This is a genomic window from Pseudomonas sp. NPDC089401 (assembly GCF_044749485.1).
GTDB lineage: Bacteria > Pseudomonadota > Gammaproteobacteria > Pseudomonadales > Pseudomonadaceae > Aquipseudomonas.
Map to the genome: position 1 here is coordinate 506297 of NZ_JBIVIA010000001.1, position 13993 is coordinate 520289.

At 62.7% G+C, this 13993-nt stretch carries 13 protein-coding genes and 3 pseudogenes; 11 read left to right on the top strand and 5 right to left on the bottom strand.

The features are described from left to right. Window positions 1-56 precede the first annotated feature (56 nt). Window positions 57-887, top strand: a complete 831-nt coding sequence (queF, locus tag ACIP21_RS02325) for an NADPH-dependent 7-cyano-7-deazaguanine reductase QueF (RefSeq protein ID WP_400683488.1) — start codon at window positions 57-59, stop codon at window positions 885-887. 103 nt (window positions 888-990) lie between these two features. Here the strand turns inward: queF and ACIP21_RS02330 are convergent, their stop codons facing one another. Next, window positions 991-1254: a DUF4404 family protein gene (locus tag ACIP21_RS02330; protein ID WP_103449838.1), complete on the bottom strand. Its 264-nt coding sequence runs from the start codon at window positions 1252-1254 to the stop codon at window positions 991-993. Between the two features lie 123 nt (window positions 1255-1377). Next, a complete protein-coding gene (locus tag ACIP21_RS02335) occupies window positions 1378-1941 on the bottom strand; it encodes a phosphonoacetaldehyde phosphonohydrolase-related protein (RefSeq protein ID WP_400683490.1) in 564 nt (187 codons plus the stop codon). Window positions 1942-2129: 188 nt separating this feature from the next. Here ACIP21_RS02335 and ACIP21_RS02340 point away from each other — a divergent pair, with 188 nt between their 5' ends. From ACIP21_RS02340 to rssC, 3 genes are all read left to right on the top strand, one after another. Continuing rightward, window positions 2130-2837, top strand: coding sequence for a VacJ family lipoprotein (locus ACIP21_RS02340; RefSeq protein WP_400683493.1), 708 nt, complete (start codon window positions 2130-2132; stop codon window positions 2835-2837). 360 nt (window positions 2838-3197) lie between these two features. Continuing rightward, window positions 3198-4382, top strand: a complete 1185-nt coding sequence (rssB, locus tag ACIP21_RS02345) for a two-component system response regulator RssB (protein ID WP_400684290.1) — start codon at window positions 3198-3200, stop codon at window positions 4380-4382. Beyond that, complete coding sequence (gene rssC / locus ACIP21_RS02350; protein WP_008099230.1) at window positions 4379-4861, top strand: anti-sigma factor antagonist RssC; 483 nt, start codon at window positions 4379-4381, stop codon at window positions 4859-4861. Before rssB ends, rssC begins: the two co-directional genes overlap by 4 nt. Before the next feature lie 122 nt (window positions 4862-4983). On the opposite strand, the gene ACIP21_RS02355 is transcribed toward rssC, so the two are convergent. The 3 genes from ACIP21_RS02355 to dusA all read right to left on the bottom strand — a co-directional run bounded on the left by ACIP21_RS02355 (window position 4984) and on the right by dusA (window position 9317). After that, window positions 4984-6828: an alkaline phosphatase D family protein gene (locus ACIP21_RS02355; protein WP_400683496.1), complete on the bottom strand. Its 1845-nt coding sequence runs from the start codon at window positions 6826-6828 to the stop codon at window positions 4984-4986. A 208-nt stretch (window positions 6829-7036) separates the two neighbouring features. Next, window positions 7037-7963 carry a transaldolase gene (tal, locus tag ACIP21_RS02360; RefSeq protein ID WP_400683499.1) on the bottom strand — a complete coding sequence of 309 codons (927 nt, stop codon included), beginning with the start codon at window positions 7961-7963 and terminating at the stop codon, window positions 7037-7039. A 334-nt stretch (window positions 7964-8297) separates the two neighbouring features. Continuing rightward, entirely contained in the window at window positions 8298-9317 is a 1020-nt protein-coding gene (dusA, locus tag ACIP21_RS02365; protein WP_400683502.1) for a tRNA dihydrouridine(20/20a) synthase DusA, read from the bottom strand. 91 nt (window positions 9318-9408) lie between these two features. On the opposite strand from dusA, the pseudogene ACIP21_RS02370 reads away from it, so the two are divergent. From ACIP21_RS02370 to ACIP21_RS02400, 7 genes and pseudogenes are all read left to right on the top strand, one after another. After that, window positions 9409-9786 (top strand): annotated as a pseudogene (locus ACIP21_RS02370) (site-specific integrase); the annotation flags it as partial. Window positions 9787-10266: 480 nt separating this feature from the next. Further along, window positions 10267-10554, top strand: a pseudogene (locus ACIP21_RS02375) (phage holin family protein). A gap of 201 nt (window positions 10555-10755) precedes the next feature. Then, window positions 10756-10989 (top strand): hypothetical protein, encoded by a 234-nt coding sequence (locus ACIP21_RS02380; RefSeq protein WP_400683505.1) that lies wholly within the window; start codon window positions 10756-10758, stop codon window positions 10987-10989. A gap of 77 nt (window positions 10990-11066) precedes the next feature. Next, window positions 11067-11904: pseudogene (locus ACIP21_RS02385) on the top strand (phage late control D family protein); the annotation flags it as partial. Between the two features lie 22 nt (window positions 11905-11926). Next, the gene (locus ACIP21_RS02390) at window positions 11927-12478 is read left to right on the top strand and encodes a glycoside hydrolase family 19 protein (protein ID WP_400683508.1); all 552 of its coding nucleotides are present in this window, start codon (window positions 11927-11929) and stop codon (window positions 12476-12478) included. Further along, window positions 12475-13035, top strand: coding sequence for a lysis protein (locus ACIP21_RS02395; RefSeq protein WP_400683509.1), 561 nt, complete (start codon window positions 12475-12477; stop codon window positions 13033-13035). The genes ACIP21_RS02390 and ACIP21_RS02395 overlap by 4 nt, the downstream gene beginning before the upstream one ends. A gap of 152 nt (window positions 13036-13187) precedes the next feature. Further along, complete coding sequence (locus ACIP21_RS02400) at window positions 13188-13970, top strand: DNA adenine methylase (RefSeq protein WP_400683512.1); 783 nt, start codon at window positions 13188-13190, stop codon at window positions 13968-13970. Window positions 13971-13993: the final 23 nt, after the last annotated feature.

A 13993-nucleotide genomic window follows, 5' to 3' on the forward strand; every position in this document is an offset into this window, starting at 1 on the left:
GGCGGGGTGCAAAACCGGTAGACTAAGGGCAATTTCGAACCCTCAGGTCAGTTTCCATGCATCCCGCCGCCGAACATTCCCCGCTGGGCAAGTCCAGCGAATACATCGCCACCTACACGCCCTCGCTGCTGTTCCCGATCCCGCGTACGGCCAAGTGGGCCGAGCTGGGCGTAACTGCCCAGACCCTGCCATGGCAGGGCGTGGATTACTGGAACTGCTTCGAGCTGTCGTGGCTGCTGCCTTCGGGCAAGCCAGTGGTGGCCATCGGCGAGTTCGCCATCCCGGCCGACTCGCCGAACATCATCGAGTCGAAGTCGTTCAAGCTCTACCTCAACTCCCTGAACCAAACCGTGTTCGCTTCGATCGCCGAGCTGCAGGCGTGCCTGGTCAAAGACCTGTCGGCCGCCGCCGGCAAGCCGGTGGGGGTGCAGGTGCGGACCCTGGCTGACGTGGAGGCCCAGGGTGTGGTGGCCTTGCCGGGGCAGTGCATCGATGCGCTGGATGTGGCGATCGACAACTACGAGCAACCACAACCGGAACTACTGAGCTGCAACCCGGAGCGTGTCGTCGAGGAAACCCTGCACAGCCACCTGCTCAAATCCAACTGCCCGGTGACCGGCCAGCCGGACTGGGGCAGCGTGGTGGTGGAGTACAAGGGCAGGGCGCTGGACCATGCCAGCCTGCTGACCTACCTGATCAGCTTCCGCCAGCATGCCGACTTCCACGAGCAGTGCGTGGAGCGGATCTACCTGGACCTGAAGAACCTGCTGCAGCCGGAGCACCTGACCGTGTACGCACGCTATGTGCGCCGGGGTGGGCTGGATATCAACCCGTACCGCAGCACCGGGGCGATCAGCCCGGTGAACCAGCGACTGGTTCGTCAGTGATGCTCGAATGAGGTACCTGTGGGAGCGGGTTTACCCGCGAATGCGTCGTCGGCATCACCATCGCATTCGCGGGTAAACCCGCTCCCACATGGGGCTTGTTAGTTCAGATCCCCATGCTGTGCAGCGAGTTGGCGATGCTGCGCAGGGTGGCGGTCAGGTCCGGGTGGTCGGCCTCGAAGCGTTCGATGGCCAGGTTCACCCCGTCGACCACGTTGTTGTCCGGCGTGGCTTCCTCGAGCTTCAACTGCGCTTCGATCTGCCTGGCCTCCTCATGGAGGGCGGCCAGTTCTTCATCGGTAAGCGGTACGTTGCGGTCCAGTTGCTCGCGCAGGCTGTTCAAGCGCTCTTGCAATTCGCGGGCAGGCATTGGCTGTTCTCCATCAATGGCTTGGCAAGGCATGGACCTCAGCGAAGCGGCAAAGGTTCTCGCCTGTCCCCAAGCGTAATCCACCCGCCGCTGCTTTGCATGATCCGCATCATTGATGCTGTGTCAGGGTTTTTCGCCTTTGCTGCGGCGCAGGGCGATGTCCGCCAGGCAGGTGTCCAGCTCTTCGAGATGGTCGATCACCGAATGCACGCCAAGGCGGAACAGCGCCAGCGTAGCCTTGCCGCGGGCCAGGTCCTGCTCCTGCTGGGTCATGGCCTGCCATTGCGCGGAGGCGAGGTCGCACGAGGGGCCGCAACCCGCCAGGCCCACGGTCCACAGGCCGGCATTGAGCCCCGATTGCAGGAGTTTCGGCTCGCCGCTGACCAGCACGCTGCCTTCGAGGCGTTCGCTGCCCAGGCTCATCAGGGCCTGCCAGCAGGCATTCGGCGCCGGCCAGCCTACGCCGTTGGCCGATTGGCCGGGCAGCCACTCGGGCAGCACGCTGGCCAGGCGCTTGCTGTGTAAGGTTTCCAGGTCGTCAAGCCAGATGCACGGAATCTGTGCCTGGCGCAGGCTGGCGAGGGTCTCGAGGGCCCCGGGCGCGGGCAGGGGGCTGCCGTTGGCCGATTGGACCAGGCAACCGCGCAGGCCGAACAGCACAGCGGTAATGTCGAGTGCAGCGAACATGGCGAGGTCCCCAAATAGTCCGCAGGCTATTGGAGAATTGTTACCGCCCGGTGACGCGCAACACTTGTTCACAAAATATTCAGCATGAATGTGTAAAGCTGTTTCTCAACGTGCAAGCCTCTATAATGCCGCCGTACAGCAGCGCATCCGTTGCGTCTGCGGCCAAGAAATTCGATGGAGATACATCTATGCGTAGGATCGGTGCCGGTGTGATCGAGCGAGTCACCCAGGCCTGTGTCTGCGCCAGCTTGCTGCTGGCGCCTGTGGCAGCCACCCATGCCGCCACTGAGGAAGATCCCTGGGAAGCGGTCAACCGCCCGATCTTCCGCTTCAACGACACGATCGACACCTATGGCCTCAAGCCATTGGCCAAGGGTTACCAGTGGATCACCCCGCAGTTCCTGCAGGACGGCGTGCATAACGTCTTCAGCAACCTGGGCGATGTCACCAACCTGGCCAACGACGTGCTGCAATTCAAGCCCCATGCGGCAGGCGTGGACACCGCGCGGCTGATCGTCAACACCGTGTTCGGTATTGGCGGCTTCTTCGACGTCGGCACCAAGATGGGCCTGCAGCGCAACGACGAAGACTTCGGCCAGACCCTAGGCCACTGGGGCGTGCCCAGCGGTCCCTACGTGGTCATCCCGCTGCTTGGCCCGAGCACCGTGCGTGATGGCCTGGCCAAATACCCGGATTCCTACACCGAACCCTACCGCTACATCGACCACGTGCCGACGCGTAACTCGATCTTCGCCCTGGACGTGATCGACACCCGTGCCAGCCTGCTGCCGGCCGAGAAACTGATCCAGGGTGACAAGTACATCTTCATCCGCAATGCCTACCTGCAGAACCGCGAATTCAAGGTCAAGGACGGCGAAGTCGAAGACGACTTCTGATCCCGGCAGGCATGGACAAGGCGACCCTGAGGTCGCCTTTTTTGCGTATGCAGCCGCGTTTGTCGCTGTGCCCGGCGGGTGGGCAGGGCATCCAGCGTCCTTCGAAAGTGGTTGTAGTGCCTGGCGTTTTTATAACGCTCGGTGATTTGCCCGCGAAAGAGCGGCGTACTCGACCGATGTATGCTTGAAACGCCCGGCGGATGGGAGTACCGTCTGCGCCTGATGAGGTGCCTCTGTCGGTTGCCTGGGCCGGGTTCTTGGCCTACAACTCAAGTAGAGCGTTACTACAAGTATTCCAGCAGTCGGATGTCAGCCTTGCAGACGCCCCTGCACCAACCCAAATCGGCGCCGTTCGCCCACATGCAGAAAATCAGTGCAACGCTGCTGATCATCGATGATGACGACGTGGTCCGTGCGAGCCTCGCCGCCTATCTGGAAGACAGTGGCTTCAGCGTCCTCCAGGCCGGTAACGGCCAGCAGGGGCTTCAGGTCTTCGAAGAACACCAGCCCGACCTCGTGATCTGCGATCTGCGCATGCCGCAGATGGGCGGCCTCGAACTGATCCGCCAGATCAGCGAGCGCGCGCCGCAGTTGCCGGTGATCGTGGTGTCGGGTGCCGGCGTGATGAGCGACGCGGTCGAGGCCTTGCGCCTGGGTGCCGCCGACTACCTGATCAAGCCGCTGGAAGACCTCGCCGTGCTCGAACACTCGGTGCGCCGGGCCCTCGACCGCTCGCGCCTGGTGCTGGAAAACCAGCGCTACCGCGACAAGCTCGAGGCAGCCAACCGCGAACTGGAAGCCAGCCTGCACCTGTTGCAGGAGGACCAGACCGCCGGTCGCCAGGTGCAGATGAACATGCTGCCGGAAAGCCCCTGGAAGGCCGGCGAATTCGCCTTCGAGCACCAGATCATCCCATCGCTGTACCTGTCGGGCGATTTCACCGACTACTTCCGCGTGGATGAGCGGCGCATTGCCTTCTACCTGGCCGATGTGTCCGGGCATGGCGCGTCGTCGGCGTTCGTCACCGTGCTGCTGAAGTTCATGACCACGCGGCTGATGTTCGAATTCAAGCGCAACAGTAAGCTGCGCGAGTTCAAGCCTTCGGAAGTGCTCAGCCACATCAACCGTGGGCTGATCAACTGCAAGCTGGGCAAGCACGTGACCATGGTCGGCGGGGTGATCGACGAAGAAACCGGCCTGCTGACCTACGCCGTGGGCGGCCATCTGCCGCTGCCGGTGCTGTACACCCCGGGCCAGGCCCGCTACCTGGAAGGCCGCGGCCTGCCGGTGGGGCTGTTCGATGAAGCCACCTACCAGGACCTGGTGATCGAGCTGCCGCCGCAATTCAGCCTGAGCCTGATGTCCGATGGCATTCTGGACCTTTTGCCGGGTGACACGCTCAAAGATAAAGAAGCTGCCTTGCCGGAAATCGTCAAGGCGGCAGGCGGTAGCCTGGATGGGCTGCGGCAACGATTCGGATTGGCTACGCTTGGGGAGATGCCGGATGATATCGCCCTATTGGTGTTGAGCAGGAACCTTCAATGAGTACCGGTAGAATCCAGTTCGCCGAGCAGAGCGGTACCTTCGTACTGAAATTCGTCGGTGAAGTGCGCCTGACCCTGTGTTCGGCATTGGATGCGACGATCGAGAAGATTTTCACCGCGCTGAACTTCTCGGCCATCGTCATCGACCTGACCGAAACCGAAAGCATCGACAGCACCACGCTGGGCCTGCTGGCCAAGCTGTCGATCCTGTCGCGGCAGAAGGTTGGCCTGTTGCCGACCGTGGTCACCACCAACCCGGACATTTCGCGGCTGTTGCAGTCCATGGGCTTCGACCAGGTGTTCAACATCGTCGACCGCCCGGTACCGTGCCCGGAATGCCTGACCGACCTGCCATCCCAGGACCAGAACGAAGATGTGGTGCGCTCCAAGGTGCTGGAGGCGCACAAGATCCTGATGGGGCTCAACGACTCCAACCGCGAAGCCTTCCATGACCTGGTGAGTGCGCTGGAGCGGACCTGATCTGTAGCCTGTTCCGGCCCTTTCGCGGGTAAACCCGCTCCCACAGGGCCTGTAGATGTCCCTGTAGGAGCGGGTTTACCCGCGAAAGGGCCAGCAAGGCCCACCACAAGCTCACCTGCAAATCACACCCGCTGTGCAAACTCGGTAGCCTCACTTCCGCCAGCGCTCAGTTGAAGCACCCGCGTCGGTCGCCCTTGCTCATCGAAGTACACCTGCCCCAGCCCCGCACCATTCCATAACCGCTCGCCGGCCTTGCTGCGGCTGGGCGTGCGTGGCACCACTTCCATCTGCCGCCGCTTGGTAAACCAGTTCAGCGGCGAGCGTGGCGAATAAAGCCAGCGGTTGAGCCGATCCAGCACATCCAGCAGGCGCCGGGGGAACTCGTTCTTGATCCCGCTGCTGGTCACCTGCCACAGGTGTGGACTGCGCTGGCGGTGGCGGATCAGCACCTCGTAGACGAACGAGTAATGCACATCGCCCGACAGGATCACGTAATGCCCGGGCGTGCGCGAATGACGGAAGATGTTCAGGATCACCTGCGCCGCGCCGCGGTGGGCCATCCAGTTCTCGGCGTCCACCAGCAGTGGGTAGCCGAGCCAGCTGAACACCTTCTGCACCGTCTCGATCAGCTTCACGCCAAAGATCGGCGCCGGTGACACGATCACCGCTGAAGGATGATCCAGCAGCGCCTGCTGCAGCTCGCACAACGCTTCCCAGTCGAGCAGGCCGGACGGCTTGCCCAGGTCGCTTTCGCTGCGCCAGCGGCGGGTGCGGGTGTCCAGCACCCGCAGCGGTGGCTCGCTGGGCAGGTCGAACTGCCAGCCCTGGAAGCGCAGCAGTTCGCCGATCAGCGCGTCCTGCTGCTGGGTCAGCGTCAGGCACTGTGCGACCAGCGTGTTGCAGCCATCCGGGTCGTTGCCCCAGGCCTGGCAAAGCAAGTAGCCGAGCAGGGCATTGCCGATGATCCGCCGCGAGAAGGGGTGGCCATAGGCGGTTTCTTCCCATTGCGCCGAAAGGTTCCAGTCGTCGGTGATATCGTGGTCGTCGAAGATCATCAGGCAGGGCAGGTGGGCCATCACCCGCGCCACGTCGCCCAGGTTCGCGGCGAAAGCCTCGATCAGCGGCAGTTCCTCGCAGTAGCGGGCCTGGTACTGCTCGCCAAGGCCCGCAGGCATGTCCAGGTTCACCAGGCGCCACGGCACGGGCGACCACGCCAGCAGGTACATGGCCACGACTTCGGCGAAGGTCACCAGGTGGTTGTCGGCGTTGCTGGAAGAGAAGATCGGTTTGCGCTTGCCGCCGAAGAAGCGTTCGCGCAGGGTTTCGTTGCCTTCCTGGGTAGGCAGCAGGTCGGCACGGCGGTAATAGCTGGCCGGGTGGCGGTAGAGCGCCTGGCTGTCGGCAACCACTGCGCCGTCCAGTGGCTCGTCGAACAGGCCCAGGCGTTCGATCAGCACGTGGATGGCGCGCAGCATGGGGCCGGCGACGTCGTCGGCATAGACCTGGTCGCCGGTCATCAGCAGCACGGCGGGGCGCTGCTCCGGGCGTTGGCAGGCCTGCAGCAGGCGGTCGGCGCAGAGCAGGCCGTCGGCGGCCGGGTGGTGCGGCTTGCGGCAGGAGCCGTGGAGCAGATGGTCGAGGCGCTCGCGCAACACGAAGCTTGGGCGTTGAGCGCCGGGGTAGAGCAGGTGTGGGGCCCAGTCGGCGATGCCCTGGCCGTCGACCAGCAGGTCGTAGGCGTGGGCGACGTTGTGCGGCAGGGGCTCGGCGAAGTGGATGTCCAGCAGGTGGATGAAGGCGTGCTGGCCGACCGGGATCACCTGGCAATCGGTTGTGGAGGTGCCTTCGAGGATGAACTCGGGTTGCAAAGGCTTGCTGCCGACCAGCCAGATGGCCACGCGCTGGGGTTCCAGGCGGCGCAGTACCGGGCCGGCAAGTACGAGGGGCAATGGGGGCGTGGAGGTCATCGACAGCTCGGGAGGCTATGCGGGCCTCTTCGCGGGTAAACCCGCTCCCACAGGTGCTCTGCTGTTTCCAGGCACTGTGGAGATCCCCTGTGGGAGCGGGCTCACCCGCGAAGAGGCCCGAGAATTCAGCACACGACAACGCATGCACAAAACAAAACGGGCGGAAAATGCTGAACATTTCCCGCCCGTCTGGCAAACCCGATATGTATCAGGCTTTTTCAGCCATCAGCTTCTCAAGCTTCTCCTGGTCCCGGGCAAACTGGCGAATGCCCTCGGCCAGCTTTTCGGTGCCCATGGCGTCTTCGTTCATCGCCCAGCGGAACTGGCTTTCGTTCAGCACCTGCTTGGCCTCGCCGGCATTGCCCGGCTTGAGGATGCGCGGCAGCTCGCCCTGGTCGCTGCCCAGCTTGTCCAGCAGGTCGGGGCTGATGGTCAGGCGGTCGCAGCCGGCCAGTTGCTCGATCTGGCCGATGTTGCGGAAGCTGGCGCCCATGACCACGGTGTCGTAGCCATTGGCCTTGTAGTAGTTGTAGATGCGCGTGACCGACTGCACGCCCGGGTCTTCGGCGCCGACATAATCCTGCCCGGTGCTCTTCTTGTACCAGTCGTAGATGCGGCCCACGAACGGCGAGATCAGGAACACCCCGGCATCGGCGCAGGCCTGGGCCTGGGCGAAGGAGAACAGCAGGGTCAGATTGGTCTGGATGCCTTCCTTTTCCAGCTTCTCGGCGGCGCGGATGCCTTCCCAGGTGGAGGCCAGCTTGATCAGTACGCGGTCCTTGGAAATGCCGGCGGCTTCGTACAGGCCGATCAGCTGGCGCGCCTTGTTCAACAGCGCCGGCTCATCGAACGACAGGCGCGCATCCACCTCGGTGGAGATGCGCCCCGGGATGACCTTGAGAATGCCCGCGCCCACGGCCACGGCGAACTTGTCGCAGGCCAGGTCGACATTGCCCTTGGCGTCGGCCTTCACCTGCTTGAGCAGCTCGGCGTAGCCCGGGATGGCGGCGGCCTTGAGCAGCAGCGACGGGTTGGTGGTGGCATCGACCGGCTTGAGGCGGGTGATGGCGTCCAGGTCCCCGGTGTCGGCGACCACGGTGGTGAAATGCTTGAGTTGTTCCAGCTTGGAGGTCATGGCGTGCTCTGTCCTGTGCATTTACTCGACATTACCCGAGGCCTGGCGGGCGCTCAAGAGGCCCGTGGGGCAGGGGGGAATTGCCGAAGGTGATGATTCGAGTCGGCAGCAGGCGCGAGGTTCCCTGGGTCCGTCTTGAGTGTTGTGGCGCCTGTGAGATCGAGCGATCTTGCTCAGTTTCCAAAAGCTGGCGCGATCCCTGTAGGAGCGGGTTCACCCGCGAACACGGGCAAAGCCCGTGCCAGCCACCGCGGTGCCTGCTTCGCGGGTAAACCCGCTCCCACAGGGATCTGCAGGGTATTCGAAATCTATGCCAATCTTGTGATCGCCGACCTCACCGCCCCTGCATGATCTCCGCCGCCTGATCGAACACCACCAACGGCTCCGCCGCCTTGTGAATATCCGCCGACAGCAGCTGCCGGAACCGCCGCGCCCCTGGGAACCCTTGCCCCAGCCCCAGAATATGCCGGGTGATGTGATGCATCGCCCCGCCACTTTCCATATGCGCGACGATATAAGGCCGCAACCGCTCCAGCGCTTCACTGCGGCTCACCACCGGCGCCTCGCTGCCAAACAACTGCTGATCCACCTCGGCCAACAGGTACGGGTTGTGATACGCCTCACGCCCCAACATCACCCCATCGAAGGTCTCAAGGTGCCCCTGGCATTCCGCCAAGGTCTTGATCCCGCCATTGAGCACGATCTCCAGGTCCGGGAAGTCCGCCTTCAGCTGCGCCGCCACGTCATAGCGCAGCGGTGGAACCTCACGGTTCTCCTTCGGCGACAGCCCTTCGAGAATCGCGATCCGCGCATGCACGGTAAAGCTCCGGCACCCGGCCTCACGCACCTGGCCGACGAAGTCGCACAGCTCGGCATAGCTGTCGCGGCCATTGATGCCAATGCGGTGCTTCACCGTCACCGGCGTCGACACCGCATCCTGCATGGCCTTCACGCAATCGGCCACCAGCGCCGGGTGGGCCATCAGGCAGGCGCCGATCATGTTGTTCTGCACCCGGTCGCTTGGGCAGCCGACGTTGAGATTGACCTCATCGTAGCCCGCTTCCTCGGCCAGTTTGGCGCAGGCGGCCAGGTCCGCCGGCACACTGCCGCCCAGCTGCAGGGCCAGGGGGTGTTCGGAGACATCGTGGCGCAGGAAACGGTGGGCGTCGTTGTGGAGCAGGGCGCCGGTGGTGACCATTTCGGTGTACAGCAGGGTGTGCTTGGAGAGCAGGCGCAGGAAGAACCGGCAATGGCGGTCAGTCCAGTCCATCATGGGGGCCACGCTGAAGCGGCGGGACGGCTCAGGGCGCGTGGTTTCTGGATTAGCGTCTGATTTTGCGGTGTATTCGTTCAACGTGTTTCGTACCGAATTTCGAGGGTTTTGGGGCGTTTTACTAAGCGCTTGGTGCAATGTACCAAGCGAATCAGGACGTGTACCCATTCTCATGGCAACGATCGGACCCCACAAGAAGGCCGACGGCACCATCAGCTACACAGGTCAGATCCGCATCTACCGCGATAAGGTGACAGTCTACCAAGAGAGCCAGACGTTCGCCCGCAAACAGGCCGCGGTGGCCTGGGCGAAGCGACGGGAACCCGAGTTGGCAGAACCTGGTGCAATCGAGCGGGCAAGGCGGGTAGGGCACACGGTCAAGCAGATGATCGACCGCTACCTGGTTGAGGCCGAGAAAGCCCGGCCGCTGGGTGAGACGAAGCGGCGCACGTTGAACGCCATCAAGAACAGCTACCTGGGCGAGAAGGTGGATTCCGACATCACCCAGCAGGTGCTGGTGGACTATGCCCTGTGGCGTATGGGCCCTGAAGTGCTGTGCAGCCGCCCCGATCTGTCGGTGTATCGAGAACCCGCCTTCTGGCGGGGTTTTTACGACGAGTTCATTCCGTCCTGTCAACATTCCGCCAGTGCAAGAAGAGGATTGGAAGAATCATGGCAAAAGAGATCAGGCCGAACATCAGGCCGTGTCCAACCACAATCGTTTCTAGGTTCACCGGCTGACCTGGTTGGACCATCTTGTACAGGTCACGAGCATACGCTTGTGTCAGAAACGCCAGCGAAACCAGCACCCAGCCGCGGAAGAGGATTCGCTGAAATCGTTTTACCTCTCGTTTGTCCAGTTTGATGTACCCCATCAACACGCCGAGTGCAGCCAGGATAAGTCCTACGAGCGAGATGATTTTCATATCCATTGCGTTACTCCGATTGGGAAAGCAACAGCTTATGGCTGCTATTGAATTGCCTCAACTCAAAACACCCTCTCCAAAATCACGCCCAAAGGTGAAACCGAATGCCCAGTGAACAGCACGCGCTTGCTGAAATGCCGATATGGATGGTGATAGTGCTGTCGTTAGTCGGGGAAGTTTCCGGTGAGGTGTGGCAAGCCGATAAAGCAGGCGCTCGCGGATGAGGGCTTGTGCGTCGGCTAGCTCTTCGTTCTGGTGCCTGCGTCACATGTGGGCTGTCGACCAACATGTTGCTCTACGCTCTCGGCGTTTCAATTTGGGCATCCGCTGCTGTCGGCTGTTTGACCGCTATGGCTGCTGCCGATGTTGCGATCAGTCTCTATGAGCGTTGAGCCGCCAAGCGGCTGGGCCTCGAACAGGTGCCGCCCCCAGGCCGGCGAGCCTGGGCAGTGACTCGCCCGGCGGGGCCGGGGATCCTGGGGATACGGGACCGGGATCCCGCGGTTCTTTGCTAGCGGGAGGTTCACCAGCTTAGTGAGCTGCTGTGAACTGGTTAGCCCCCTGAATTCATTGGGTGGACTGGACGTTTCGACATGACGCACCTGACGAAGTCGGAGTTCGCCGCCCGGCACGTATGGTCGAAATCCTACGTTTCCAAACTGGCCAGGCAGGAACGCCTTATGCTGACCGACGACGGCAAGGTCGACGTCGAAGCGACGGAGCTGCTGCTGGCCGACTCCGCCGATCCAAGCAAGGCAGAGGTCGCTGCCCGGCATGAGGAGAACCGCGTCAAGCGCGATGTCCGAGCCAGCTCCAGCCCGGCCTAGGCCCACCGGCGGTGCCTCAACCGGATCCGACTGCCGGTGGGGCTCACAACTTCCAGACAGCGAAGGTACACCGCGAGTATCACCTTGCCCAACTGGGGCGCTATACCGTGGACGAGATTGAGGTTTCTAGCCCGCCCCGGACGATTGTGATCCGTGGCAAGGCCAGTGACATACGCGGTAGCGGCCGAACAACGCGCAACGGTAGCTGGGAAGGGGTTTCGCTTTCGCAGATCAAGCCCCCAACGGCTGGTCGCCGGCCTGCTAGGTGCAAACCAAGGTGCGCGCGTCGACCAGCGCAACGAGTCGGACTTCAACTTCATTACCCGCCTGGCCAAGCAGTATGACTGCACCGCCAAGGTGGGTGACGGCAAGCTGCTGGTGCTGCCCCGCCAGGGTGGCCAGAGTACAAGCGGAAAGGCCTTCGGGGCGATCACACTGACCCCGGCAGACGTCAGCCGGTGGCAGTTTCGCCTCGGGGACCGCAACTCACAGAAGGCGGTAAAGACCCAGCACCAGGACAAGAAAACCGGCGATTTGAAGGTGGTGGAGTTGGGCAACGAAGACGCCCCAAGCAATCTGCCTGCGGTCCACACCGACCGGCACATCTACCCGAACAAGACTGCGGCAGAGCAGGCCGCCAAAGCCAAGCTGGCCGCGTTCAACCGTAGCACGGCCGGGGTTCGGTTGCAGATGGTCGGGCGCACCGATCTGTTCGCTGAGCGCCTGATCAATGCCCAGGGTTTCAAAGTCTGCCTGGATGGACAGTACCTGGTCGACAGCGTCGAGCAGACCTTCGACGCCTCCGGCTGGTCGACCGCAGTCGAGTGCAACGGCGGCAAGAAGGGTAAGGCGAAGGCCAAGGGCAAGAAGAAAGTCAATCAGCCACTGAAGGTGGTCGATGTTCAACCGGTCTGAAGGACCGCGTCAGGAGTCACACATGCCAATAAACGAAAAACAGCTGCTCCAGATCCTCCCCAACGCCGGCCGCAAAGCCGGCGTTTTTGTTCCTGGCCTCAACGCCACCATGGGCAAGTTCGCCGTGATCACCCGGCTGCGCATGGCGGCGTTCCTCGCCCAGGTGGGACACGAGTCGGGTCAGTTGCTGTACGTGCGTGAGCTGGGCAACGACAAGTACCTGTCGAGGTACGACACCGGCCGTCTCGCGCAGCGCCTGGGCAATACGCCTGAAGCCGATGGTGACGGCCAGCTCTACTGTGGTCGTGGGCTGATCCAGGTCACGGGCCGGTTCAACTACCAGGCCTGCAGCGAGGCCCTGTTCGGTGACAGCCGGCTGCTCAACACCCCAGAGCTGCTCGAGCAGCCGGTCTATGCCGCGATGTCGGCCGGCTGGTTCTGGCAGAAGGAGGGCCTGAACAGCCTGGCAGACAAGGGCGACATGCTGGCCATCACGAAGCGGATCAACGGTGGTACCAACGGCCTGGATGACCGCTTGGCCATCTACAAACGAGCCCTTGAGGTACTGCAGTGAGCGCGTGGGGCGGTCGCCTGATCGCCCTTACGGCCCTGGTGCTCGCGTGCTCCGTAGGCGCCGGGGCAGCCTGGGTGTGGCAGGCGAATGCCTATGGCGCGCAGCTCGCCAAGCAGGCTGACGACTTCGGCAAGCGGTTGGCGGAGAAGGACCGCGTGTACGCCCGTGAGCGTGAGGAGGCTGCTGCAGCTGCGCTTGACCAACTGGCAGAGCAGCAGGATGCGCGCCGCGCCCTGGAGGCTCGCCTGCAGGATCAGACCAAAACGCACTGGAAGGAATTGAACGATGCTCAACAAGCTCAGGCTCGCCTGCGCGATAGGCTTGCTACCGCTGATCTGCGGCTGTCAGTCCTTGTCGACGCCGGAACCCTTGCCGCCCAGGGTTGTGACGGTGGGGTGCGAGAAGCCACCGGCACCGGAGGCGTGGTACATGGACCCGTACGCGCCCAACTTGACCCAGCGCATGCTCAACGAATTGTCGCCATCACCGACGAAGGCGACCGGGGACTGATTGCGCTGCAGGCCTGCCAGGCCTACGTCCGCGAAATCACCCAGTAGAAAAGAGGCGAGCCGGGAGGATGCGTCAACATCCAGCCCGGCCCGCCGAACCCGCAGACCCTTCCTGCAAGTCCAGCCGTGGCCTCTGCCTTGTGCACAAAGCGCGGCGAGCCTAATACCTGTTTATCCATACAGTAAAGACTTGCATACTTATGACCTCTCCAATCATTCCCTGGATGGGTGGCAAACGCCGCCTGGCCGACCGCTTGATCCCCCTCTTTCCCCCTCATGAATGCTATGTCGAAGTCTTCGCAGGCGGTGCCGCGTTGTACTTCATGCGTCCCCAGCCCGCCCCCGTGGAGGTGCTGAACGATTTGAACGGTGACCTGGTCACCCTCTACCGCGTTGTGCAGAACCACCTGGAGGAGTTCAAATGGGCGCTCAGCTCCCGGCAGATCTTCGAGTGGCAGAAGATGACTCGGCCCGAGACCCTCACCGACATCCAGCGCGCCGCCCGGTTCTTCTACCTGCAGCAGCATGCCTTCGGCGGCAAGGTCACCGGGCAGACGTTCGGTACCGCCACCACCGGGCCGGCCATCAACCTGCTACGCATTGAGGAGAACCTCTCTGCTGCGTGGCAGCGCCTCGCCGGCACCTACGTCGAGAACCTCTCCTGGCTCGCCTGCGCGGAGCGCTACGATCGAGCGCACACCTTCTTCTACATGGACCCGCCTTACTGGCAGACCGCCGGCTATGGCGTGGACTTTCCCTTTGAGGAATATGAGCGCATGGCCAACTTCATGCGCCGCTGCAAGGGCAGGGTGATGGTCAGCATCAACGACCACCCGGAAATCCGGCGCGCCTTCGACGGCTTCCACTTCGAGTGCCTGGATATCCGCTACACCAACACGAACCAGCGCCAGAGCAAGGCGGAGGTGACCGGCGAGCTTGTCATCATGAACTGGCAGCCGTCAGAGCTGCAGCAGCTTTTCTAATTGCATGAATTGGAGCAAGCGCA

Excerpts from the sequence above, each read along its gene's own strand:
- queF (WP_400683488.1), top strand. The coding sequence starts at position 57 with ATGCATCCCGCCGCCGAACATTCCCCGCTGGGCAAGTCCAGCGAATAC.
- ACIP21_RS02330 (WP_103449838.1), bottom strand. The coding sequence starts at position 1,254 with ATGCCTGCCCGCGAATTGCAAGAGCGCTTGAACAGCCTGCGCGAGCAA.
- ACIP21_RS02335 (WP_400683490.1), bottom strand. The coding sequence starts at position 1,941 with ATGTTCGCTGCACTCGACATTACCGCTGTGCTGTTCGGCCTGCGCGGT.
- ACIP21_RS02340 (WP_400683493.1), top strand. The coding sequence starts at position 2,130 with ATGCGTAGGATCGGTGCCGGTGTGATCGAGCGAGTCACCCAGGCCTGT.
- rssB (WP_400684290.1), top strand. The coding sequence starts at position 3,198 with ATGCAGAAAATCAGTGCAACGCTGCTGATCATCGATGATGACGACGTG.
- rssC (WP_008099230.1), top strand. The coding sequence starts at position 4,379 with ATGAGTACCGGTAGAATCCAGTTCGCCGAGCAGAGCGGTACCTTCGTA.
- ACIP21_RS02355 (WP_400683496.1), bottom strand. The coding sequence starts at position 6,828 with ATGACCTCCACGCCCCCATTGCCCCTCGTACTTGCCGGCCCGGTACTG.
- tal (WP_400683499.1), bottom strand. The coding sequence starts at position 7,963 with ATGACCTCCAAGCTGGAACAACTCAAGCATTTCACCACCGTGGTCGCC.
- ACIP21_RS02380 (WP_400683505.1), top strand. The coding sequence starts at position 10,756 with ATGACGCACCTGACGAAGTCGGAGTTCGCCGCCCGGCACGTATGGTCG.
- ACIP21_RS02390 (WP_400683508.1), top strand. The coding sequence starts at position 11,927 with ATGCCAATAAACGAAAAACAGCTGCTCCAGATCCTCCCCAACGCCGGC.
- ACIP21_RS02400 (WP_400683512.1), top strand. The coding sequence starts at position 13,188 with ATGACCTCTCCAATCATTCCCTGGATGGGTGGCAAACGCCGCCTGGCC.